This window comes from Moorena producens 3L, assembly GCF_000211815.1.
In the GTDB taxonomy this organism is placed as follows: domain Bacteria; phylum Cyanobacteriota; class Cyanobacteriia; order Cyanobacteriales; family Coleofasciculaceae; genus Moorena; species Moorena producens.
Genome location: NZ_GL890829.1, coordinates 1 through 21,146, shown reverse-complemented (window position 1 = coordinate 21,146; position 21,146 = coordinate 1). Strand labels below are relative to the sequence as shown.

At 43.3% G+C, this 21,146-nt stretch carries 22 protein-coding genes and 1 pseudogene; 5 read left to right on the top strand and 18 right to left on the bottom strand.

Annotation, left to right across the window (positions count from 1 at the left end; translation table 11 throughout):
• Window positions 1-514: deoxyhypusine synthase family protein (locus LYNGBM3L_RS05100; RefSeq protein WP_044492309.1), on the bottom strand; the 514-nt coding region annotated here is incomplete at its 3' end.
• Window positions 515-1,295: 781 nt separating this feature from the next.
• On the opposite strand from LYNGBM3L_RS05100, the gene LYNGBM3L_RS05095 reads away from it, so the two are divergent.
• Window positions 1,296-2,012, top strand: coding sequence for a thermonuclease family protein (locus tag LYNGBM3L_RS05095; RefSeq protein WP_008179877.1), 717 nt, complete (start codon window positions 1,296-1,298; stop codon window positions 2,010-2,012).
• Window positions 2,013-2,786: 774 nt separating this feature from the next.
• On the opposite strand, the gene LYNGBM3L_RS05085 is transcribed toward LYNGBM3L_RS05095, so the two are convergent.
• The 5 genes from LYNGBM3L_RS05085 to LYNGBM3L_RS05060 all read right to left on the bottom strand — a co-directional run bounded on the left by LYNGBM3L_RS05085 (window position 2,787) and on the right by LYNGBM3L_RS05060 (window position 7,921).
• A complete protein-coding gene (locus tag LYNGBM3L_RS05085; RefSeq protein WP_008179870.1) occupies window positions 2,787-4,238 on the bottom strand; it encodes a pre-peptidase C-terminal domain-containing protein in 1,452 nt (483 codons plus the stop codon).
• A gap of 752 nt (window positions 4,239-4,990) precedes the next feature.
• A complete protein-coding gene (locus LYNGBM3L_RS05075; protein WP_008179868.1) occupies window positions 4,991-5,590 on the bottom strand; it encodes a glutathione binding-like protein in 600 nt (199 codons plus the stop codon).
• A 300-nt stretch (window positions 5,591-5,890) separates the two neighbouring features.
• On the bottom strand, window positions 5,891-6,238 hold the full coding sequence (gene trxA / locus LYNGBM3L_RS05070; RefSeq protein WP_008179866.1) for a thioredoxin: 348 nt from the start codon (window positions 6,236-6,238) through the stop codon (window positions 5,891-5,893).
• Window positions 6,239-6,591: 353 nt separating this feature from the next.
• Entirely contained in the window at window positions 6,592-7,248 is a 657-nt protein-coding gene (locus LYNGBM3L_RS05065; protein WP_008179864.1) for a peroxiredoxin-like family protein, read from the bottom strand.
• Between the two features lie 91 nt (window positions 7,249-7,339).
• Window positions 7,340-7,921, bottom strand: coding sequence for a TetR/AcrR family transcriptional regulator (locus LYNGBM3L_RS05060; RefSeq protein WP_008179862.1), 582 nt, complete (start codon window positions 7,919-7,921; stop codon window positions 7,340-7,342).
• A 152-nt stretch (window positions 7,922-8,073) separates the two neighbouring features.
• Here LYNGBM3L_RS05060 and LYNGBM3L_RS05055 point away from each other — a divergent pair, with 152 nt between their 5' ends.
• Window positions 8,074-8,913 carry a M15 family metallopeptidase gene (locus tag LYNGBM3L_RS05055; RefSeq protein WP_008179860.1) on the top strand — a complete coding sequence of 280 codons (840 nt, stop codon included), beginning with the start codon at window positions 8,074-8,076 and terminating at the stop codon, window positions 8,911-8,913.
• Between the two features lie 221 nt (window positions 8,914-9,134).
• Entirely contained in the window at window positions 9,135-9,803 is a 669-nt protein-coding gene (locus LYNGBM3L_RS05050; protein ID WP_008179856.1) for a hypothetical protein, read from the top strand.
• 14 nt (window positions 9,804-9,817) lie between these two features.
• Here the strand turns inward: LYNGBM3L_RS05050 and LYNGBM3L_RS42835 are convergent, their stop codons facing one another.
• The 8 genes and pseudogenes from LYNGBM3L_RS42835 to LYNGBM3L_RS05020 form a co-directional block, all read right to left on the bottom strand.
• Window positions 9,818-9,988, bottom strand: a complete 171-nt coding sequence (locus LYNGBM3L_RS42835; protein ID WP_154659680.1) for a hypothetical protein — start codon at window positions 9,986-9,988, stop codon at window positions 9,818-9,820.
• A pseudogene (locus LYNGBM3L_RS37875) lies at window positions 9,928-10,185 on the bottom strand (SAM-dependent methyltransferase); the annotation flags it as partial. The pseudogene LYNGBM3L_RS37875 and the gene LYNGBM3L_RS42835, both read right to left, overlap by 61 nt.
• 8 nt (window positions 10,186-10,193) lie before the next feature.
• On the bottom strand, window positions 10,194-11,669 hold the full coding sequence (locus LYNGBM3L_RS05045; protein ID WP_008179854.1) for an RNA-guided endonuclease InsQ/TnpB family protein: 1,476 nt from the start codon (window positions 11,667-11,669) through the stop codon (window positions 10,194-10,196).
• Between the two features lie 79 nt (window positions 11,670-11,748).
• Complete coding sequence (locus LYNGBM3L_RS05040) at window positions 11,749-12,084, bottom strand: class I SAM-dependent DNA methyltransferase (protein WP_008179852.1); 336 nt, start codon at window positions 12,082-12,084, stop codon at window positions 11,749-11,751.
• A gap of 99 nt (window positions 12,085-12,183) precedes the next feature.
• Window positions 12,184-12,771, bottom strand: a complete 588-nt coding sequence (locus LYNGBM3L_RS05035) for a Uma2 family endonuclease (protein WP_008179851.1) — start codon at window positions 12,769-12,771, stop codon at window positions 12,184-12,186.
• Window positions 12,772-12,924: 153 nt separating this feature from the next.
• Complete coding sequence (locus tag LYNGBM3L_RS05030) at window positions 12,925-14,904, bottom strand: WD40 repeat domain-containing serine/threonine-protein kinase (RefSeq protein ID WP_008179850.1); 1,980 nt, start codon at window positions 14,902-14,904, stop codon at window positions 12,925-12,927.
• A 240-nt stretch (window positions 14,905-15,144) separates the two neighbouring features.
• A complete protein-coding gene (locus LYNGBM3L_RS05025) occupies window positions 15,145-17,541 on the bottom strand; it encodes a heavy metal translocating P-type ATPase (RefSeq protein ID WP_008179849.1) in 2,397 nt (798 codons plus the stop codon).
• Window positions 17,542-17,927: 386 nt separating this feature from the next.
• The gene (locus LYNGBM3L_RS05020; RefSeq protein ID WP_008179848.1) at window positions 17,928-18,602 is read right to left on the bottom strand and encodes a glutathione S-transferase family protein; all 675 of its coding nucleotides are present in this window, start codon (window positions 18,600-18,602) and stop codon (window positions 17,928-17,930) included.
• Window positions 18,603-19,289: 687 nt separating this feature from the next.
• On the opposite strand from LYNGBM3L_RS05020, the gene LYNGBM3L_RS05015 reads away from it, so the two are divergent.
• Together LYNGBM3L_RS05015 and LYNGBM3L_RS05010 are read left to right on the top strand one after the other, a co-directional pair.
• Entirely contained in the window at window positions 19,290-19,538 is a 249-nt protein-coding gene (locus LYNGBM3L_RS05015; RefSeq protein WP_044492297.1) for a DUF4160 domain-containing protein, read from the top strand.
• The gene (locus tag LYNGBM3L_RS05010; RefSeq protein WP_008179846.1) at window positions 19,525-19,842 is read left to right on the top strand and encodes a hypothetical protein; all 318 of its coding nucleotides are present in this window, start codon (window positions 19,525-19,527) and stop codon (window positions 19,840-19,842) included. Before LYNGBM3L_RS05015 ends, LYNGBM3L_RS05010 begins: the two co-directional genes overlap by 14 nt.
• A gap of 110 nt (window positions 19,843-19,952) precedes the next feature.
• Here LYNGBM3L_RS05010 and LYNGBM3L_RS05005 read toward each other — a convergent pair whose 3' ends face one another.
• From LYNGBM3L_RS05005 to LYNGBM3L_RS42830, 4 genes are all read right to left on the bottom strand, one after another.
• Entirely contained in the window at window positions 19,953-20,204 is a 252-nt protein-coding gene (locus tag LYNGBM3L_RS05005; protein ID WP_008179845.1) for an EF-hand domain-containing protein, read from the bottom strand.
• 12 nt (window positions 20,205-20,216) lie between these two features.
• Complete coding sequence (locus LYNGBM3L_RS05000) at window positions 20,217-20,417, bottom strand: hypothetical protein (RefSeq protein ID WP_008179844.1); 201 nt, start codon at window positions 20,415-20,417, stop codon at window positions 20,217-20,219.
• Window positions 20,417-20,827, bottom strand: coding sequence for a tail fiber domain-containing protein (locus LYNGBM3L_RS04995; protein ID WP_008179841.1), 411 nt, complete (start codon window positions 20,825-20,827; stop codon window positions 20,417-20,419). Before LYNGBM3L_RS04995 ends, LYNGBM3L_RS05000 begins: the two co-directional genes overlap by 1 nt.
• A gap of 109 nt (window positions 20,828-20,936) precedes the next feature.
• Window positions 20,937-21,146, bottom strand: a 210-nt coding sequence (locus LYNGBM3L_RS42830; RefSeq protein WP_008179839.1) for a hypothetical protein, incomplete at its 5' end; no start/stop codon positions are given.

Here is a 21,146-nt window from a genome sequence, read left to right as displayed (position 1 = left end):
CTGCCATCACCCATGAGTCACAAGGATCAATTTCATAAGAGTCTTTAAGCTCTTGACTTTCAATAAGTTGATAAATGAACTCGTATGGGAAAAAGCTTTTGCCAGATTGATCAGCTGCTTGCCACAGTTTCACCATATGCCGATCAATTTTCCTCATCGCTTCTTCTTCAGGGATACAGGTATCAGTAACTCGATTCATACCGGACTCAAAAAGAACCTTTTCCTCTTCTGGTTTCAGTGAACGATAATCCGGTACTCTCTTATATTGAGAGTGGGCAACCAGATTGAAGATATCCTCTTCAAGATTCGCTCCGGTACAGCAAATGGCATGTACCTTGTCTTGGCGAATCATTTCAGCCAGAGAGATACCCAGCTCTCCTGTACTCATGGCACCAGCCATAGTCAGAAACATTTTATTACCAGATTCCAGGTGTTTCACCCATCCTTCAGCCGCCTCAACACACACAGCTGCATTAAAGTGTCGAAAATTTCTCTTCATGAACTCTCGAATCATAGTTTTTCCTCCAATAGTGGGTCTTACAGTTGAGTACTTTACAGAACTATAGATAAACGTTTTAGAAACAGCAGAATCACCCATTGATAAAATGGTAAAAAAACGGAAGCAGCAGTTAGTTAACAGCCTTGATTAAAAACCTGCTAGTGCGAACTTGAACTCTCCCTCAGTTAAAGCAGGAAGAAAACAAGCTAGGAGATCAAGTCTTCATATAATTTAAAACATAGTACCGTTGGCTCCGGAGCAAAACTCCCAGGGCTGACTTTGACTATACTTAAGCCTTGATGCAGTCTCTCAGGGGGAAGCAGCTAGGGTTTTTTTCACCACCAAACACTGCTATAAAATCCTGATCTAGTAAACTAGCTTTTGACGTTTATGATTCCTCGCCACAAATTTCGTAGACAAGGAAAATAACGCCCCTAAGTTGTTTTTATCCCCGCCGCTTGTACACAAGGGGTTTCAACTGCGTTTGAGATCAAGAAATGCCTGATCACCAGCAACGGTTCTCTATTTGGTGTTGTTTTTAACAATTATCACAATCTCTTATTGTATATCAATCCGGTAACACCTGTCTTGAAGGTCACTGGTGGAGCGGACAGGGAAATAAGTGACCTCCCTCATCTGGCGTTGCTTTTGTTGTAGGATGATTGAAGGGAATGGACAGCTAGTAAGTGTTTTGCTATGGTTAGTCTAAAATCTAGAGTAGAATCGGCTGTGGGTTTGAGGCACTGATTGCCTGTTCATCCACTACTCCTACCTCAGTCCTGATACAATTAACGCCATGACAGACTTGATTAGTGAAATTTTAAGTAAAGTAGGGTCAGTTGCTCCTCAAGTACCGCCATACTTTGAGTCCCTAGAAACCTACGCTGTTAAGAAAGTTTCCGATGCTGACACTATTGATGTGATTGATGCCTCCGGAGAAGACATTACAGTGCGGTTCGTTTACATTGATGCACCAGAAACTCCTAAGGGGTGGGGTTACAAAAAACTTGAGGATAAAAATCAGGACAATGCGTTCTATCAAAGTCAATTTAAGTGGGGCAACGAAGGGAAAGACTGGGTCAAACAGTTGGTAGAAGAAAACAGGAATAAAGTTAAATTGAGAATTACCGACATCGACACTCGCTACAATCGTAGAATTGGCGAAGTTTACTTATTGGATGGCACGTTTATTCAGCATAGTTTAGTAAAAGAAGGATTAGCACTGATTTATTACGATTATTTTAGTAAGTGCCCTCGTGAGATGGCTATTTCCCTTCTGTTGGCAGAGGCAGATGCGGAACGCCAAGGAAAAGGGTTATGGCAAGAACCGAAGTCCGGATTTATCGAGCCTTGGTTGTTTCGTCCCCTTAAGAAAAAGCAAAAAGCCCTACTTGCAGACCCAGATGAATATCAGCAGCTTACAGAAAAAATTCAAACCCTCTGTGAAGACCTAGAAGCTGGAAATCTTACTAAAGATCAGTTTGAGGATACCTTTAAGCAGACGCTGAAGTAATATAGCAGTTCTCAATTGGTTGAGGTACTTTTGTTCTGGGTTTTAGGGAGTAGGGAGTAGGAAGTAGGGAGTAGGGTTAAGAACATTGAATGTAGGTCATATAGCCATTGGCAGATAAGTTAATTAATAAAATTGGACAAAAAAGATACAGTCCACTTATATATTGGCAATAATCAATACTTAGGTTGAATGCCAACTGCTCTATTCCCTATTCCCTATTCCCTATTCCCTATTCCCTATTCCCTATTCCGAAGTTACCTAAAAACTTTTATATCCAAAATATTAGCATAATTAAGGGCAAAAAAAGGATTAACTTAGAAACCGCTCCAGCTCCAGATGTAGTATAAATTGATATTACCAGTAGTTCTATGAACCGTTTGGCAGTATAGCACTACGCATTAAGATTAGGACATTTATAAACTCCGAAACCTAGTCCTAGCTTACTTTTGAATTCTGACTTCTCACTTCTGACGCTAAGCGTAGCGCTATATATGCCGAGTTAGGGGTTTCAGAAGTTTGGCATTATGATGGTGAATCTTTTGAGATTTATCAGTTACGAGATCGAGAATATAGTCAATAAAGTTTGGCTTTTCCTGGTTTACCTATAGGGGAAATTGAGGGATTTTTAGCAGAGGTGGACACCAAAGATTATTTGCAGTTGGTAGCAGAATTTCGGAATTGGGTGAGGAAGGGTTAAACTCGTCTAAATTCTCAACATCCCCTTTGAGATCAGAAGATGTTGAGGAACGTTTCTAAAGCATTAGATTGCAGAGTCTAAGCAACCGTGCCAGTAATAGAGTATTGTCCTAAGCTGCCGTAATCACTGTATCCGGTAGCTAAGTTTCCTTGACCCGTACCATCAATGCTTAGATAATACTGCCCTGGACTGAGATCAAGATTAAAGCTAGCGGACAGAGAACCGATGGGATTAGAAGAGCTAATCAGTTGACCGGAAGCATTATATAGCTTAGCCAGAATGTCTAAATTAGGTCCTCGCTCAAAAGGCTTAATATCTAGGGCTATGTTGCCCGTTGTTGAATTGAACTCAAACCAGTCAATGTCGTTATTTTTTTCAATGATGCCATAATTTTCCACCTGACCATCATTGATCGATAGCGCTGCTGCACTGGTTAGCTGGTTACTATAATCGTCCCGGCGATAGCCAAAACCATTTTGCCCAGTGATGATGTCTAGGTCATCTTCTTGGTTGCTGGCACCGGTATACTCACCTTTGCTCCATTGACTGAGATTTCGATCGTTGCCCTCTCCCATAATAGGAGCCCACCCGGTTTCGACACTGCCATTGCCATGACCATAGTAGTAGTCGTTGGTGGAATCACCCTCATGAGACAAACCCAAGGTATGACCTACCTCATGGCTAATAGCTTCAGCCACCGATTTCTCACTGCCTCCAGCGCGATTCTCTGAAAAAATAAAGGCGGGGGTATCACTGTCCCAGTTGAATGAATCCATATAAGCCAAACCACCGGTACCTTTTTGATACCAGGAACCATCTCCCCCAATGACAACGCGAATGCCCCATTGGGAATCACTACCGCTGGTTTTTTTGAGTTGGTCATCGGAAGGTTGGGCAGTAGTCACATTCACATCAAAGGGACTAAAGTCTTCTGCCACCCGTTGCCAAATGCGCCAAATAGTCTCTCTCTCAGCAGTGGAGAAATTGGAAGTATTCCCATCCGTGTCATAGGCAGGGGTCACAATGGAACTCCCGAAGTTCTTGTTCCATGAGGTACCTGTGGTAGTATGACCATCAAAGTCAAGGTAGATAATGTGGTCTGCCTCTAAGTTACTGTTGAGGGAAAAGACTTGGTTCGGGCTCAAGGGCTGATAGGTATTTGGTTTGCTAGTTCCAGACAACTCTAAATTATAGGAAACAATTCCATTGCTACTAGGAGCGTAGCGTTTTACCTGGGCAAAGTAAGTGCCACTGGTAGCACTGTAGTTGATAACATCGTTAGCATTGCCACCCTGTAAAGAGCTAGCCACTTGTTGGTCGCCCAAGTCAAAGATGCCATTGTTGTTAGTGTCCCGGTAGAGTCTGAGGTTAGCATCATCTCCCGCACTGATATTGTGTAGATTTAGGTTAATTTGACGGTTGTTTGAGACCCTAAACTTAAACACATCAGTGGCGTCTGAGGTAGTGAGTGTGTACCGATTGCGGCTGATGGGATTGCCGCTGAAAGTGCCTAAATTGAAAGTACCCATGATTAACTACTTGTTTCTTTTCTGTGAAAAGCACTGTAAATTAGCCCAAAAACTGGATTTTACTGGCGCTTTCCTACATCTACAGGGTAATAAACCACACCTAGTTTTTTAAGATTTGTAAGCAAAGTTTATCAGCTCTTAATTTTGAACGAAATTAGCTGAATTATCACAGCGGTCAGAGCTGATTGGTAAAAGAAGCTATAACCATGGCGCTGAAAGGCTTTCAATAATTCGGGCGCTTGTGCACGCCCTGTTCCCGGAAATCCATGTCTGTCAAAGGATTTGAGCTCTTTATATTTACTTTATAAATTAGCTCTGCTGGATTACTCTAAATTCTCAACATCCCCTTTGAGTCCGGAAAATGTTGAGGCAATGTTGAGGAAAGTTTCTAAGCCTAGTCGCTCTAAAGCCCAACGGTCAACTCTCCTACTATAGCTATAGTGGTCTACCGGATCCTAACAACTTTCATAATCAGGGTGCGGAAAAGGTTATTTAAAACGGTTGGAATCAATACCATAATATCTTCTATGGTCAGCCAGGTTTATAGCTTATAATCCCCTCTTTCAAATAGTTTTAAATCATAATTATTACTTTTCAATTGTTCAATAAAAGTAGATCCTTGAGTTTCAGTAAGTTCATGTAGGGTGGGCAGTGCACCAGACAGATCAGATCAGCTGTTAATAGGCTTGATAGGCACTGCCCACCTAGGATTCATGACTTTCAACTTTCAACTTTCAACTTTCAACAAACGTTCAGACTGCCATGCCCCGTTCCACAGCGGGTCGCTGCTGCATTGTCTCGACCCAGCGTTTGAGGTGGGGATGGTTATCTAGGGTGACTCCCAAATAGTCATAGGCAGCTACCCAAGGATAGGTAGCTATGTCGGCAATGGAGTAATCTCCAACAATGAATTCTTGTTTTGCTAATTGCTGATCTAAGACACCAAACAGACGTAGGGTTTCTTTTTCATAGCGATCGATAGCATAGGGAATCTGTTCTGGAGCAAAGCGTCGGAAGTGACTCAGTTGACCAAACATTGGTCCAACGCTTGCCATCTGGAACATCAACCATTCAATCACTTGTATTCTTGCTGCTGTATCGGTTGGCAACAACTTGCCTGTCTTTTCTGCTAAATAAATTAGGATTGCTCCTGACTCGAAAACTTTTATACCAGTATCCTGGTCAATGATAGCAGGAATTTTACTATTGGGATTGATTGCTACATATTCGGGAGTAAACTGTTCTCCCTTTGCTATGTTAATTGTGTGAACGGTGTAGGGAAGTCCTACTTCTTCGAGCATGATAGCAGGTTTGCGTCCGTTAGGCGTGGAAAAGGTATATAGATCAATCATGATTATTTTATAGGAACTCTCAATTGGGTGATGGACTTTATTTCTGGATTTTAGGGAGTAGGGAGTAGGGAGTAGGGAGTAGTGGTAATAAATTAAATTTACCTGATAAGTATGCTCAACAGTATGAGCAACGCGCTGATCTAAATTCCTCCCTGAATTTCTCCCTGATTTTATCTAAGTGCGTGCCACAATTTTTGACTCTATAAAGGTAATTTGTAATGGGCAATTAGCTATTACAAATAAAGTTTTCCCGATTACCCATTACCGATTACCCATTATCCGAGAATCGTTATCACATCCTTAAACATAAATGAGATTAGTTAGGGCATTAATTTTGTCAACTAGAGTCGGTTTACGCACAAGACCTTCCAACCGCTCAACTACTTTACCTTGGTTGAATAAAAATAGGGAAGGAATTGCTTCAATGTGATAGTGGCTGGCTAGTTGTTCGTAGTCATCAACATTTAATTTGCCTACTTTGACAACCCCATCAAATTCTGTGGCTAATTCAGTGACGATTGGATTCATTACCCGACAAGGTCCACACCATGGTGCCCAAAAATCTACTATGACTGGAATGGAACTGTTGAGGATTTCGGTTTCAAAGTTATCGTCATTTAGGGTAATATATTTGGCTGTTTCTGACATAGTTTAATTCCTCCTAAACTAGGAATGATTGTTGAGTGTTGACTGACAGTTATCAGCTATCAGCGCGTCGCGTATCAGCTTAAGCGCTACGCCCACGCTACTTGAGGTGCTATCAGCTATCAGCTTAAGCGCTACGCCCACGCTACTTGAGGTGCTATCAGCTATCAGCTATGAGTCATTGACCGTAGGCCAGGCTAATTGAGGTGCTACTTGAGGTGCTAATGCGCTACGCCCACGCTACTTGAGGTGCTTTTGAATAAAACAGGTAAGCATTGGTTTAATCTGAGTTACTTGAGCTTTTAGCTGACGGCTGACGGCTGACGGCTTAATGCTTACGATTTTTATTGAGCTACTTATACCGCTACAGCCAGGGTTTGTAATGCGCTGACAATCTCTTCTGGGTCAAGTCGCTTGGTGTAATCTAGGTCAACTAAGGCATGGGTGATGGTTCCATCGGGATTAATTACATAGGTGGCGGCAATGGGTAATTCAAAGGTTTCATCACCGTTGTGGGCAGGTAAATCAATGCCAAAGTTTTGGTAAACTGGTCGGAGTTCTTCTGGTACGGTAAAGACTAGACCAAACTCTTTGGCAATCTTATTCCCAACATCGCTTAGTACTTCAAAGGTTAGGTGGTTTTTCTCTGTAGTGGACAGGGAATTATCGGGAGTTTGAGGGGAAATAGCGACTAGGGTTGCACCTAATTTCTGAATTTCTGGTAAGAATTGCTGCAATGCTCGTAATTCTAAGTTGCAGTAAGGACACCACTGACCCCGGTAGAAGGAAATTACTACGGCTCCGGTGGCTAGTAGGTCTTGCAATTCTACCAGTTTACCTACAGCATTAGGCAGGGTAAAGTTAGGGGATTTGTCGCCAACATTGAGGCTATTGTCTACAATGCCAGAATTAGCGAGGTCTTCTCCTGCTTTTGCCATGATGAGTTTGGCTTCTTCTGGTTGCTGAGCGCGAAGCTGGGTATTTAGGTTAATCAAGTCTTGGCTTAAGGTCATGATTTACTCCTAGTTAGGTTATATTTGAACAATCGTTCCAATTAAGAGCAAAAAAAATTACTCTGTCAATTTACTGTCTCAATTTACTCTGTCAATCGAGAACGGAAAGTATGACCTTGACAATAGCTCTTAGGGTTTCTGGGTCTGGGTTGACTTTGGAGATAACCCGCAACCCTTGTATACTACTGGTGAAATATTGGGCTAATGCCTGAAGGTCATGGTTGGTTGTGATTTCCCCTTGCTCCCTTGCTGTGGATAAGGCTTTTTTAAAGGCGTTTTCCACTGAGCGCAGATTAGCAGCAATCCGGGATTTAGTCTGTGGATCGTGGGGACACAGTTCAACAGCGGTGTTGGTGAGCAAGCAGCCTCGATGGTCTTTATCGTCTACAGCCCCTTCGATCAGGTTGTAGAAAAAGTCGATAATGGCTTGCTTTGAGGCTGTGGGTGCTTCTAGGGATGCGATCGCATTTTTTACACAGGTATCATTGTAATGAGCGATCGCAGCCATGAATAGGGAACGTTTGTCACCAAAGGTGTCGTATAGACTGCCTCGGTTAATCCCCATGCTTTTGACCAAGTCCTGCATTGAGGTTCCTTCATAGCCATAAAGCCAAAAGGTTTCCATGGCTTTTTCTAGAACATCTTCTGGGTCAAAGGTTTTGTGCCTTGCCATCACCTTTGCTTAACTCGTATCTTTACTATAACAATTCTGGAACGATTGGTCAAGTAATCCAGTTGCTTCGCTGACACTGCTGGGATTTGCAGTAACTATAAGTATGTCATAAATAAATGTAATAATTTGGATGTCAGTGCAGGAGTGGACTATTGAATAACGCAGGTCTCCCGGGCGAACCAGCAAACCTTTCAGAGGTAACAGAGGTAACAGTAGATGATATTCCCGAGGCAGTAAGGGATAGACAAGATATAAAACCCCGGTCTCGTTGGCAGGTCACCTTACTAATTATTGGACTATTAGCAATAGGAGGAATCGCCTTTAGCCTGATTCCAATGGAACCAACTCCTGAAGCTCAGTCCAATCTTACCCCGTCGGGTAAAGCAACATCGACTCAAAGTCAGACAGAAGCTAGTTCACAGGGGAATAATGCTGATAACATTCTGGGACACTTACCCTACTCTGAAGTGCTAAGCTCACAACTGCAACCAATTACCCGTGATGGTCGGATTAAATTGGAGGCTGCTGCAGCTCGGAAATACAAAGCCATGGCAGCAGCAGCAAGAAGACAGGGGGTAATCCTAGTGCCAATTTCGGGTTTCCGTTCTGTGGACCAGCAAAAGTACCTGTTTTTTCAAGTAAAGGAACAGCGAGGACAGGTAGCTAGTAAACGGGCTGAAGTAAGTGCTCCCCCTGGCTACAGTGAGCATCACACTGGTTATGCGATCGATATTGGGGATGCCATGGCACCAGCTACCAACCTGAATCCTGAGTTTGAGAATACGGCAGCTTTTAAGTGGTTGGAAAAGAATGCGGCTTTCTACAGCTTTGAGTTGTCTTTTCCTAGAGACAATCCCCAAGGAATTAGTTATGAGCCTTGGCACTGGAGGTTTGTGGGAGATACCAAGAGCTTGGAAACGTTCTACAAAGGTAAGAAACCTACTCCTCTTCCTCTTCCATCGGAAACACCAAAGTTTGAGGATGAAGTATGAAGTATGAAGGTTAGCTGGTTGAAGGTTAGCTGGTTGAAGGTTAGCTGGTTGAAGGTTAGCTGGTTGAAGGTTAGCTGGTTGAAGGTTAGCTGGTTGAAGGTTAGCTGGTTATCTGGTTGAAAGGCTTGGATACTTGGATGGATCGACAGTAAAAATGGCAATTAATAATTAACAATTAACCAAGTATAATTAATAACTAACTAACAAGTAACCAAGAACAAATGCAACAAATTGCGCTGAATTTAATTGCTATTGGTGTTTTTGGCATGACCCTTTCGGTTTTGCTAGGACCACTGTTGAATATTTCTCCGGCAATCCCTGCGGTAACTACTTTTGGTGTCTTGAGTCTTGTTACTTTAGATGGCTTCAGCTTCCAAGGCAAAGGGTTAACGCTGCTGTTAGATGTATTGGCGAGTACTAATCCTGAACATCGCGGACGCATAATTCGCCATGAAGCGGGTCATTTTCTGGTGGCTTACTTACTTGGTATTCCAATCACTGGTTACACCTTAAGTGCTTGGGAAGCTTTGAAGGAGGGACAACTGGGTAATGGTGGTGTGAGCTTTGATACTGAAGCACTATCGGCTAAGGCTTATAATCTTCGAGAAATGCGATTAACCTTAGATCGATTTTGCACGGTTTGGATGGCAGGGATTGCTGCGGAAACTATAGTCTATGAGAATGTTGAGGGCGGAGCAGAAGACTGCGAAAAACTCCGAGATGCTTTGGAAGGGTTAGGTTTTTCTGGTAGTGAGTACTCAGTGAAAGCACGATGGGCTGAGCGTCAGGCGACTAGTATGATTACTGAACACTGGGAATCTTATGAAGCACTGGTGGCTGCTATGGAAAAACGGGCATCTGTGGCAGAGTGCTGTGAGGTGATTCAGTAACTATAGCGCTTTGGTTAGGGAGTCGGGAGTCGGGAGTCGGGAATCGGGAGTCGGGAATCGGGAAAGAGAAGGAGGTGTGGTAGGTGATCGGAGGTGTGAAGAGAGGGAATTATTATTATAGTTATTAAGGTTTTTGAAAGATACTTAGCACAACTGGTCCGAGGAGATGGTGATGCCCTAAGCATGACAAACCTGCTACCTGGCCAAATTCTTCCCGTTGCTGTCGGCTATAGAAACGAATCTGGTTAGGGGAAATTGGTAAAGACTTTTTTCGCTTTCTAACAGAATAGTCTACTAGGTAATAATGTCCTTTGGGTTCCAGGATCCGACTAACTTCTGAGAAAACTTGTTGAGGATTTAGGTAGTGTAAAAAGCTGATGGTATTAAATACTACTTCAAATTCTTTGTCAGCAAAGGGTAGAAATTCAGCATTGCCTTTTCTTTGACATCTCCCCCGGCTGAAGCACGGGGGATTCTACAAGGTTGCGAAGCAGCAGGGTGAACCCGTGCTGCTTCGCTTCTTGTTCGGTATGATTTTTTTAGAGAGTTAAAAAGATCGTACCGATGTGGGAGTGTCAAGCTCCCGCTACCCACCTTGGCCAGATCAAGACCTAACTGTGTGGCTACTTTTCGCGCGATATTTGCCGCTCCGTTAGTATCTGCGTTAATCAGATATCCCTTGGCTGTTTCATACAAACCACGTCTTACCCGTTTTCCTGAGGGCTTCCATCCTTTGGGTTTTTCACCATGTTTCGGTAATGGATCCTCGTCTAAGTAAGACGCTTTACTGGTATAAGATTCTTCAGTGATTGTTAGCTTGATGCCATACTCGGGGCAAAGTTGCTTCAACCTCTCTATCAATCTTTTGGTGGGAATTGCAACAAAGATTTGATTGCTTCGTCGCCCAATGTTGATTGAATCTTTTTGCCGCTCATTCCAGCCAAAAATGATATTACCAACTCTATCATTTAAGCACCGATTAATAATAAATCTGGCCGCCTTGTTGATTGCATCGCGCATTTGATTATTACGCTTTCTTTGAACCCGATCGAGGTTAGCGTCCCAGAAAAATTCAGGCTTTCCGGTCTTGTACTTTGCTACCAAGCGGGCGTACCCTTGATTCATCGACTTGAGTTTACGACCGTCGATTATGAGACTTTTGCCCTGAGTAGAGACGCCGGTGAGCCAGTTGTCGCCCCCATGGTCGAAGCTCCAAGCCTGCGAATAATCAAGATTAGGATTGTGTTCGTACGACTGCCTCCCATCGTCAATAACCCAATCGAGCCAAAGCTGCCCTAGGTAGGGGCGAATAGTTACCTCTTTGACCCAGTCGGGATCTATAAATTCTGGCGGTTCCAATGTTATCTCGCAGAGTAACTCGGGTTTAGACTCTTTGCTAACCGATGGATAGAACAGCCCTTTTTTGTAAGTTAATGCTTGCTTTGGAAAAGTAACAGCAGCTAAGCCACCTTTTTGGCGATATCTAGGAAGCCTTGGCCTGTCAACTTCGCCTTTATAATATTGCCTAACTAATTGGTTGTAACTAGTCATCGACTCCCCTACAGACTTCAACGTTTGTTGAGCTGACTGGGCAGCCATAGCCTTATAATGAGGACTCATCTTAAGAGCCTTGTCTAATTCAGGATATTTAACTGCGCATCTGTAGGTCTTCCAACCAAACTTAAGGACGTCATCACGCCAGTAAGTCGTATAGCCCTCAGGTTGTTCACGTAACCAACTATAGTGTTTTTGCTTGGCGTAATATATCGCACAATTGATTAGGCTATTGGCCTGTTCGCATTGAAACACCCAGAAAGCATTTTCTTCATCTGTAAATGTCCCCTTAACTGGGATTGTTCTATACATGTTACTATCACCTAATTGCTCCTATTATAGCTTAATTGAATTGAATGGATACGGCGGGGTAAACCCCGTCGCGTCCGTTTCATCCCCGGTCTTTAGACGCAGGGTTCTCACGTTCCCGGATTTTTTGATAGATTATTCGCTGCCGATGCTGGTTTTGCTGTCGGGCTTGAGCGAGCATTTTAGTAGATAAATCTACCCCAGTGCCTCGAAGATTGGGAAACTCTTGAGCAAGACGATTCAGTAAACGACCTGTGCCACAGCCAAGGTCTAATACATTGGGCTGATTTGTGAGTTCTATATACTCTAACAGCCGTTTATGGAGTGCTTGGTAAAATACTGTGGTGAACAGGATGTCGTAGTTTGGTGCCCACAGATCAAAGAACTTTTCTTTGATGCTAAAAAAATTACTACTCATTATGACGTTTAAATATTGTTCGCTTTTGATTTTCGGTGTAGGGTAGCTTGAATAGTTAAATGGTAGAGGAGGGAGCAAATTTAATGATTAATCCAAAAATTAATCTTGAGTAAGTTTAAAATTTACCCCTTCGTAAATATCTTGAAAAGAAACGCTTAACTCTAAGGAGTTAAGAGAAATAACGGAATTTTCTGATTCATACTCAGTGAACTGCCATTGATTGGTAGCAGTTTTATTATATTGCAGTAGACGATACTCACTTTGTTCGATTAGAATATATTCTTTGAACTCTGAAATAGAACGATAGTATAAAAACTTATCACCTTGGTCATAGTTTTTAGTAGAGTTTGATAAAACTTCGACAATTAACATCGGGTTCGTTACTGTAGTTGTACCCTTACCTGTGTAAACTGGTTCACCCTGAATCACCATAACATCTGGATAGGTATACTGACGGTAACGAGGTATCCACAAACGCACATCACCAATGTAAACTTTGTACTGTTTTCCCTTTAATCCGAGTTTGAAAAGGGTAGCAATATTAAGGGCAATTTGATTATGATTGGTAGTGTCACCAGTCATTGGTATAATTTCTCCATCCCGATATTCACTCTTGTATTCTGCTGTTTCTTCTAGTTTTAAATAGTCTTCTGGAGAAGAATATTTGGGTTCAGATATTAGTTGCATAGGTATTTAAAATTTTCCTTTGTTATTCTGTTTATCCTACGTCTAATTATTATTTTTTAATCATCCTATTGCCTATTGCCTATTGCCTATTGCCTATTGCCTATTGCCTATTGCCTATTGCCTATTGCCTATTGCCTGTTGCCCCCTAGCTACCTAGCGCCAAATCTTGATAGTGTTGTCGAAACTACCACTGGCAAGAGTTCTGTTATTCGGACCAAAGGCAAGAGCATGAATGGTGTCTGAATGACCGTTGAGAGTGCCAATTTCTTGAGTTGTATCAACATCCCATAGCTTTATAGTAGTATCTGCACTACCACTAGCGAGGATTTGGCCACTACGGTCAAATGCGATCGCATAAACCCAACCATTATGACCGTTGAGGGTGGTAATTTCCTGGGCAGTGCTAATATCCCAAAGCTTGATAGTACCGTCAGCACTAGCACTGGCTAGGGTCTGTCCATTGGGAGTGAACGCGATCGCAAGCACCTGGTCTGAATGCCCTTCAAAGGTGTGAATTTCCTGACCACTTAAGGCATCCCACAGCTTGATGGTAGCGTCAGCACTACCACTAGCAAGGATTTGGCCATCTGGCCTAAAGGCTACTGAATTAATCAATGATGAATGTCCGGTCAGAGTAGTGAGCTGCTTTAGGGTACGAACATCCCAAAGCTTAATGGTGCGATCACTAGCGCCACTGGCAAGGTGGTATCCTTGGGGGTGAAAGGCAATGGAATTCACGTCACCGGAATGCCCTGTGAAGGTGAAAATCTCCTTACCATTACGCACATTCCAGAGTTTGATGGTCTCGTCAGCGCTACCACTGGCAAGACTTTTTCCCTGAGGACTAAATGCCACAGCACGCACTTCAGCGGAATGCTTAGAAAACCAACCTCCAAAGGTAAGGATTTCCCAGGCTGTTTTCAACTCCCACAACTTGATAGTTTTGTCCCTACATCCACTGGCTAGGGTACGTCCATCAGGGCTAAAGGCTACAGAATAAATTTCATCGGAATGACCGTTGAGAGTGGTTGCTGCAAAAACGATAATCCTGGGATTACCTCTTGGTGGCCGAGAGTTGCTTGTTACATTAGTTTTACCAGTTTTACCAGTTTTACCAGTTTTACCAGTAGATTGGGGAGTTTGTTGATTACGGTGGAATTGCCCCCAGGTCAGACCAGCTTCGGTTTCTTGGGTGATTCCTAAATCGTCCATCACTGCGATCGCGGATTGATACCTGAGCTTGATGGAACTCTGAATCATTTTGTCGAGAATCCGACTCAATTGTCTACTGACGGGATTATGGAGCAAAAAATCCCGCCAGACAAAGCCATTTTCCATCGGATCGTATAAATTAAATGGCTGAGTTTGGGTCAATAAATGAATGCAGGTGACCCCTAAACTATAGATGTCACTGGCAAATACTGCTTTACCAAAGATTTGTTCCGGGGCCGCATAACCAGCACTACCAATAGTTGTGCCAGTTTTGGCTAAGGTAGTGCGTGTGGCATACTTGGCTGCACCAAAATCTACCAATACCAGGTCTGGGGGAGTGATAATGCCTTGGCCAGCACTGGGGCGGAGGATACCACGACGAATGATATTCTCTGGCTTGATATCCCGATGAATTACCTTACCTTGGTGGATAAAGTTGAGCACTGGTAACAACTGACTCAGGAGTCTACGAATCTGACTTTCTCGGAATGGTTCAGTTGCTGCCAACTCTTGAGCTAAATTTTCCCCATGGATAAATTCCTGAACTATGTACCAGTGATGATCTTGTTGAAAATGGGCGAAGAGTTCAGGAATCTGGGGGTGTTTGCCCAACTGTTCCAAGCGCAAGGCTTCCTGGTGAAATAATCGAGCAGCTCTGGTAGGATAATTGTTACCTTTATTGTTACCTTGATTATTAGCTTGATTATTACCTTGGGGGTAAAACTGCTTAATCACACAGTAGGATTTAGAGGCTTTTCCCTCGTCGATGGCCAAAAGGGTTCTGCCAAAGCCTCCTGCTGCAATCAGCTTAATAGCTCGGTATTGCTGTCCTAACAAGAGTTTAGTGCCGCAAGTTTGGCAAAACTTGTTGGCATCAGGATTGTAAGGCTTAGGGCAGTTGGGATTGAGACAGTAGCTCACAGAAACAACTGGTTAGATTACTTGTGTAAGCATTCAGCCGTCAGCTGTCAGCCGTCAGCTAATCAAGGGGAGGTAGTAAACAAGCTTACGGGCTGGTACGGCTGCTTGAAAATCTCTGCTAGTCTTACTGATCCGACCCCGTCCAGTTAAAGCCCCTGATAGCACCTCAAGTACCGTGCGCGTAGTGCATCAGCTGATAGCTGATAGCTGATAGCTGAATACTTACTTACTTGTATTGTTTCATAACCCAGAAATAGGTTGAAAATTCCGTAATCGCAACGCATTAGTTACCACAGATACTGAACTAAATGCCATCGCTGCACCAGCAATAATGGGATTGAGTAACCAGCCAAAGATCGGGAATAACACACCAGCCGCAATCGGAATTCCTAATACATTGTAGATAAAGGCAAAAAAGAGGTTAGTGCGAATAGTGCGGAAGGTAGCACGACTTAGTTGAATGGCTGTAATGATGCCTTGTAAATCCCCGGAGATTAGGGTCAGATCAGAAGCTGCGATCGCAACATCAGTACCTGTACCAATGGCAATGCCCACGTCTGCTTGAGCCAGAGCTGGGGCATCATTAATCCCATCCCCTACCATTGCTACAGTTTTGCCTTCTTTTTGGAGAGTAGAGATGATGCTAGCTTTTTGATCTGGTCGGACTTGAGCAAATACCCGATGGATGCCAACCTCGTTTGCGATCGCATCAGCAGTTTGTTGATTATCTCCGGTTAGCATTACTACCTCTAATCCCAACCGCTTCAAGGCTTTCACCACCTCAGCTGAAGCAGGTTTTAGGGCATCAGCAATGCCCACAATGCCTTCAACTTTACCATCAACTGCGATCCAAACTACCGTTTTACGGCTCGCCTCCCAATCCCCCTGATAGTCTGCTAAAGACCGATCCGGTTGCACCGTCACATCTGTGTCAATCCCTAATTCTTCCATCCATCGTTTTGTCCCAATCTGCACCAATCTCTTGCCCTTGAGCCCATCATCTGTCGGTTCGGAAGAGAAGAGGGGATGATCATGATCAACAATTGCCTGTACCCCACTGCCAGCAACAGCAGTAAAATTCTCTGGTGTTGGTAACTGCAATCCTATTCCCTGAGATTGGGCATAGCGCACCACTGCTTCAGCTAAGGGATGTTCCGAATGACTCTCTACCACTGCCGCTAGTTGCAACAAGTTGATTTCATTGCTGCCGGTAAAGCTGCCCAGTTCTGAGGAGGAGTCATAGATGCCTCCAACTGTAATAAAATCCGTTACCGTAGGTTTCCCTTCCGTTAGGGTTCCGGTTTTATCTAGGACGATGGTTTGCAGTTGATGAATCAATTCCAGACTTTCGGCATTTTTAATTAAAATCCCGTTTTCTGCGCCTTTACCAGTCCCTACCATCACTGCCGTTGGAGTAGCTAGACCTAAAGCACAGGGACAAGCAATGACTAACACCGCCACCATATTAATCATCGCTAGGGTAGGATTTCCTGTGGTCATCCACCAAACTCCAAAGGTGACCATTGCGATCGCAATCACTACCGGCACAAACCAACCTGTCACCTGATCTGCTAAGGTTTCAATCGGTGCTTTAGACCCTTGAGCCTGGTGTACTAACTTAACAATCTGTGCCAGTACGGTATCTTTCCCGACCCGAGTCGCCTGGAACTGGAAGCTACCAGTTTTATTAATCGTTGCTCCAATCACTTCATCCCCCGGCTGTTTCTTGACCGCAACACTTTCTCCTGTCACCATGGCCTCATCTACACTAGAAGCCCCTTCTATAACTATGCCGTCTACCGGAATAGTTTCTCCTGGACGCACTAATACCACATCCCCAACTTGCACCTGAGCCAAGGGAATATCCTGGGCTTGACCATGGCGAATCACACGAGCGGTTTTAGCTTGTAATCCCATCAATTTACGAATTGCTTCAGATGTCTGTCCTTTAGCCCGGTGTTCCAGCAATCGCCCTAGCAAAATCAGGGTAATCACTACAGCAGTGGTTTCATAGTACACAGGGAGAGTTACCCCTTGGGGTAGGAAAGATTTCAAAACAACCGGGGGCAACACAGTGGGAAACAGAGAATAGACATAGGCAGCACTAGTCCCAAGGGTGACTAGGGTATTCATATCTGCTGTTTTGTGTTTCCAGGCTTTCCATGCTCCAGTTAAAAAGGACTGTCCACACCAAAACAGAACCGGTGTGGTTAATACCAGCTGTAGCCAAGGATGATGTAACCAAGATGGAATCCAGGGGATAGATAATCCTGTCATCATCGGTAGTGAACCAATCACTAAGACAGTACTGAGCACAGCACCGACAATGAATTTTCGTTTTAGGTCAAGGGTTTCCGCTTGACGTTGCCATTCGAGATCATCAGGCTGATCACTGATATCCTCGATCGGGAAAGCTTGGTAGCCAGCATCACTGACTGTCTGTTGAATCAGTCTAGTTAGTTGCTGGTTAGTTTTTTGGGGGTTAGTTTCCTCGGTATTGTAGGTAATACTAGCTTCTTCTGTACCAAAATTGACGCTGCACTCTACCACACCTGGAACGGCTTGAATCACCGTTTCAATGCGTCTGGCGCAACCAGCGCAGCTCATTCCTTGTAAACGAAAGTTTTGTTGTTTCATGATTGACCCTCACCCTACAGTTAAAGGATAAACTCTCTAGTTTAGTGGAGAGTCAAGGGGATAAGTGTTAGTGGGTAAGGATTCAGCTTAAGCGCTACGCGCACGCTACGCGAACAGCCTTCAGCCGTCAGCCGTCAGCTGACGTAACAGAAATTAAACCAATGCTTAGGGAGTAGCCAAAAAATAAAATACCAGATTTTAGCTTGTAGGGTGGGCAAAAACATTTTGGTTCAAATGAGTCTTATAGATAAGATAACTTTGCCCACCCTACTTTAATTGGTATTTTTTTTACATGCAAGTCCCTTACCTGTTTTATTCAAAAGCTGTGAGCTGATAGCTGATAGCTGATAGCTGATAGCTGACCGCTGACCGCTGATAGCTTACATTTACTTTGTCTTATTTCCCCCAATCAGTTCACGAGCACGCAGTTTTACCAGAACTTTTATTCGGCGCTTGAATTCTTCAAAATCCTCTGCACTCATGTCTGTCTTCTGCCATGGTTCCCGTTGCATCAATCTTTTAAACCACTGATCCATGTTAGGATAATCAGTAAGATTAATCTCTAACTTCGGCAATAACGATATTGCTGCGACCGCAACGATATCTCCTAAGGTTAACTGGTCCGAAGCAAAGTAAGGGCTGTTTCCTAGCAAGTCTGATAAAAATTTGAGTACTCTATCTAGCTTCCGCTTGGCTAGTTTAAATTGTGGTGAATCTTCCTTTTGACAGATTAGTTGAATTACTGGGGAAAATAGCTCATTAGCAGTCAACAATTGTACCATCCGTACCTTGGCTAATGCCTCTGGTGAAGTTGGCAGCAGTGCAGGTGTGGGATATTTGGCTTCCAAGTAGTCCATAATTGCCAAGGATTCTACTAACCGCAAACCGTTATCTTCCAGAACGGGAATGTGATGAAAGGGATTAATTTCTAAAAACTCTGGTTTAAATTGATCGCCATCTAATTTAAGTAATACTGTTTCAAAGGTAAGGTTTTTTTCTAGTAACGTGAGCCAGACACGACGAGCATTTGGGGAGAGGGGATTGTAGTAGAATTTGAGCATCGATTATTTATCCGGAAGTTTACCTTTGAAGTTTAGCTTAAGTTTACCGAAAAAAAACTTTTGGTTGGTTGTTATAGCGCTACGCGCAAGGCATGCTAGCAATAGGCATGCTAGCAACAGTTGACTACAACAGCTTAGGTGCGCTCTTACCATTAAGAATTAAATTCGCCACGGGTCGCACTTTTGCTGCTTGTATCAATGTCCTAACTTTAATGCGTAGTGCTATATAGAGGTTCTAGCATTTATGAGGTACACTTTTCAAACTCAAAGTCCCCCTTATTAAGGGAAACGGGGGATCAATTTGTACCTTATGGGATAGATAATTGCTATAAAAGGTAAGATTAGTTCTGAAACTTCAGGGTCTGTGAACTCAAAAAGTTAGCTAGTGTAACGGGAGGGAAATTAAGAAACTAATGGGGATCGCAACAACCCAACCCTGGCACCACAAGTTCACCAAAACTAGCCCATCAGAGAATTTTCCCATACCTGAGTGATAGTCTGTCGGACATCAGCAAAGGCGGAAGCTAACCTAATGGGCTTACTATTGTTGGCAGTTCGTGTGATCGGCTGCTACTGTTTTGGGATCACTGAATTGAGTAGATTATAAATGTTGTGTGTTTTTTATAATAAATAATGGTGGGTTACGGCTTGGCCTAACCCACCCTACAAGATCACAATGATTGCGCTATGCCTGTTGTCTTGCGAGTTAAAGGATATAAGTTTTCGTTCTATATGGCTGATCTAGCTGAACCACCTCATATTCATGTCAACAAGGATAAGCATGAGGCAAAATTTTGGTTAGAACCAATCGCACTTGCTAAGTCAGTTGGGTTCAAACAACATGAACTTAACGAAATTGAACGTATCTTAAAAGCAAATCAGAGCTTTATTTTAGAAGTTTGGTATAAGGAGCTGAAAAAAAGTGATAGCAACTAAAGTTCAACTCCAGATTGACGACAACTACAATCCGATTATTCCCATTTACATTCCCAATCTGGATGAAGTTCGTATATTTGCCCACCAACTCCATGCCCAAGGGCTAACCTGGACAGGGGAAGCATTTAGCTGGTCAGCGGAATATACCTCTGAGCAAGCTAATCCACCATTAGACTCTCAAATGGAGTTTACCCCTGCTAGCTTTTGTATTGGTGAAAGTGGTATCTGGTTTTTCTCACTAACCTGGGAAAATGGCAAAGATCAAGAACCTGTTGAATTTCTAGACGATCGAAACCTTGTTTGAGAAATCGACTGAATGGCACTTACCTAAAAAGTCAGCCCTGAGATGATTGATGGTGCGTTACGGCTTCGCCTAACGCACCCTACGATATCTACAATATCAAATTATCGAACTTAGAAAGAACCGAAAAGATAATTACCAGGAGAATCTGGGTCATCACTTTTGTGAAATTGTTCAAGCAAGTCTTTAAACTGATCCTTAGACAAAGTGTTACCTGCTTTCAGATTTAGCTTAGAGCAAGCAATCTCTAATTCTTCATCGCTAACTCCCCAGGCTTTGAGCAAATTATAAAATTCTTCAGGACTTATAACACCATCCCCATTCTGATCAAACAGCCATACAGAAATACCAGCAGGGTTGCCCACCCTCCGAGCTTCTCAACGCAACTGATCAGGCAACTTGATCCGACTGATTGCCTGCTCTTGTTCCTTTAGGCATAGTTCCTGTTGGGCTATAATTTTTTCCTGTTCCAGAAATTTTTTATAAAGGGCTTGGACCGCAGCCATTATGATGCCATTATCATCAATTGACACATCCTTATGACCGACATTCAATCTATTATAAGCAGTATCAAGCATTAGTCTATTCCCTCACTTTGCTCCGACACCAAATCGGCAAGTTTTTCCAGCAAGCGGGCGTTTTTCTCCAGCTTTTCCTGATTTTGTGCAATGCGATGGTTTTGCTCTTCAATCAGCTGATTTAGCCCCTTGATGGAAGCCAGACAAACACCAATGGCGTCCATATGAAATATGTGCTTGTCCGTGTTGCCAAGACCGAACGCTCCGTAAAAATCCTGTGCCATTGGCCCCATATGACGGATTGCAGGATCCTCAGATTTATAGTTCCAGGTTTGGATGGGGATGTCTGCTAATTTTTTCAAAACCACTTGAGGATTGGTCGCCTCTACATTTTCCACAAACTCCGGATCAGCCGACAATGGAATTGCCCGCCGCGATAAACGCTTCATGATGTCGTTAACAATGCTCATGTTTTATTTGAGAACATAATGGTCATTCTGGAACAAATCTATGGTCAAAACGAAAGCAGAGCCCCTGTCGAGATCTCCGCTTTCCTAAAGTTTACGGCCAAGCCAACATTCAGAGCAAAGAGGCCAAAACCTGATCTACATCAACATCGGCAATGTTTTGCTTGAGGTGGCGATCGCTACGAGTACGAGCTAGTGCAGGCTCTGCGATCATCAAAAATGTGATGACAATGGGAAATACCACAACCAGGACAGATATTGCAGTAGTTAGCCACTTTTTCAGGTTCATTGGATTTCTCCTTAGATAGATTTTAGGTAAAGT

What these genes read in the sequence shown, in the direction of transcription:
- LYNGBM3L_RS05095 (WP_008179877.1), top strand. Translation starts at nt 1,296, where the DNA reads ATGACAGACTTGATTAGTGAAATTTTAAGTAAAGTAGGGTCAGTTGCT.
- LYNGBM3L_RS05085 (WP_008179870.1), bottom strand. Translation starts at nt 4,238, where the DNA reads ATGGGTACTTTCAATTTAGGCACTTTCAGCGGCAATCCCATCAGCCGC.
- LYNGBM3L_RS05075 (WP_008179868.1), bottom strand. Translation starts at nt 5,590, where the DNA reads ATGATTGATCTATATACCTTTTCCACGCCTAACGGACGCAAACCTGCT.
- trxA (WP_008179866.1), bottom strand. Translation starts at nt 6,238, where the DNA reads ATGTCAGAAACAGCCAAATATATTACCCTAAATGACGATAACTTTGAA.
- LYNGBM3L_RS05065 (WP_008179864.1), bottom strand. Translation starts at nt 7,248, where the DNA reads ATGACCTTAAGCCAAGACTTGATTAACCTAAATACCCAGCTTCGCGCT.
- LYNGBM3L_RS05060 (WP_008179862.1), bottom strand. Translation starts at nt 7,921, where the DNA reads ATGGCAAGGCACAAAACCTTTGACCCAGAAGATGTTCTAGAAAAAGCC.
- LYNGBM3L_RS05050 (WP_008179856.1), top strand. Translation starts at nt 9,135, where the DNA reads ATGCAACAAATTGCGCTGAATTTAATTGCTATTGGTGTTTTTGGCATG.
- LYNGBM3L_RS42835 (WP_154659680.1), bottom strand. Translation starts at nt 9,988, where the DNA reads ATGCTTAGGGCATCACCATCTCCTCGGACCAGTTGTGCTAAGTATCTT.
- LYNGBM3L_RS05045 (WP_008179854.1), bottom strand. Translation starts at nt 11,669, where the DNA reads ATGTATAGAACAATCCCAGTTAAGGGGACATTTACAGATGAAGAAAAT.
- LYNGBM3L_RS05040 (WP_008179852.1), bottom strand. Translation starts at nt 12,084, where the DNA reads ATGAGTAGTAATTTTTTTAGCATCAAAGAAAAGTTCTTTGATCTGTGG.
- LYNGBM3L_RS05035 (WP_008179851.1), bottom strand. Translation starts at nt 12,771, where the DNA reads ATGCAACTAATATCTGAACCCAAATATTCTTCTCCAGAAGACTATTTA.
- LYNGBM3L_RS05025 (WP_008179849.1), bottom strand. Translation starts at nt 17,541, where the DNA reads ATGAAACAACAAAACTTTCGTTTACAAGGAATGAGCTGCGCTGGTTGC.
- LYNGBM3L_RS05020 (WP_008179848.1), bottom strand. Translation starts at nt 18,602, where the DNA reads ATGCTCAAATTCTACTACAATCCCCTCTCCCCAAATGCTCGTCGTGTC.
- LYNGBM3L_RS05015 (WP_044492297.1), top strand. Translation starts at nt 19,290, where the DNA reads ATGCCTGTTGTCTTGCGAGTTAAAGGATATAAGTTTTCGTTCTATATG.
- LYNGBM3L_RS05000 (WP_008179844.1), bottom strand. Translation starts at nt 20,417, where the DNA reads ATGCTTGATACTGCTTATAATAGATTGAATGTCGGTCATAAGGATGTG.
- LYNGBM3L_RS04995 (WP_008179841.1), bottom strand. Translation starts at nt 20,827, where the DNA reads ATGAGCATTGTTAACGACATCATGAAGCGTTTATCGCGGCGGGCAATT.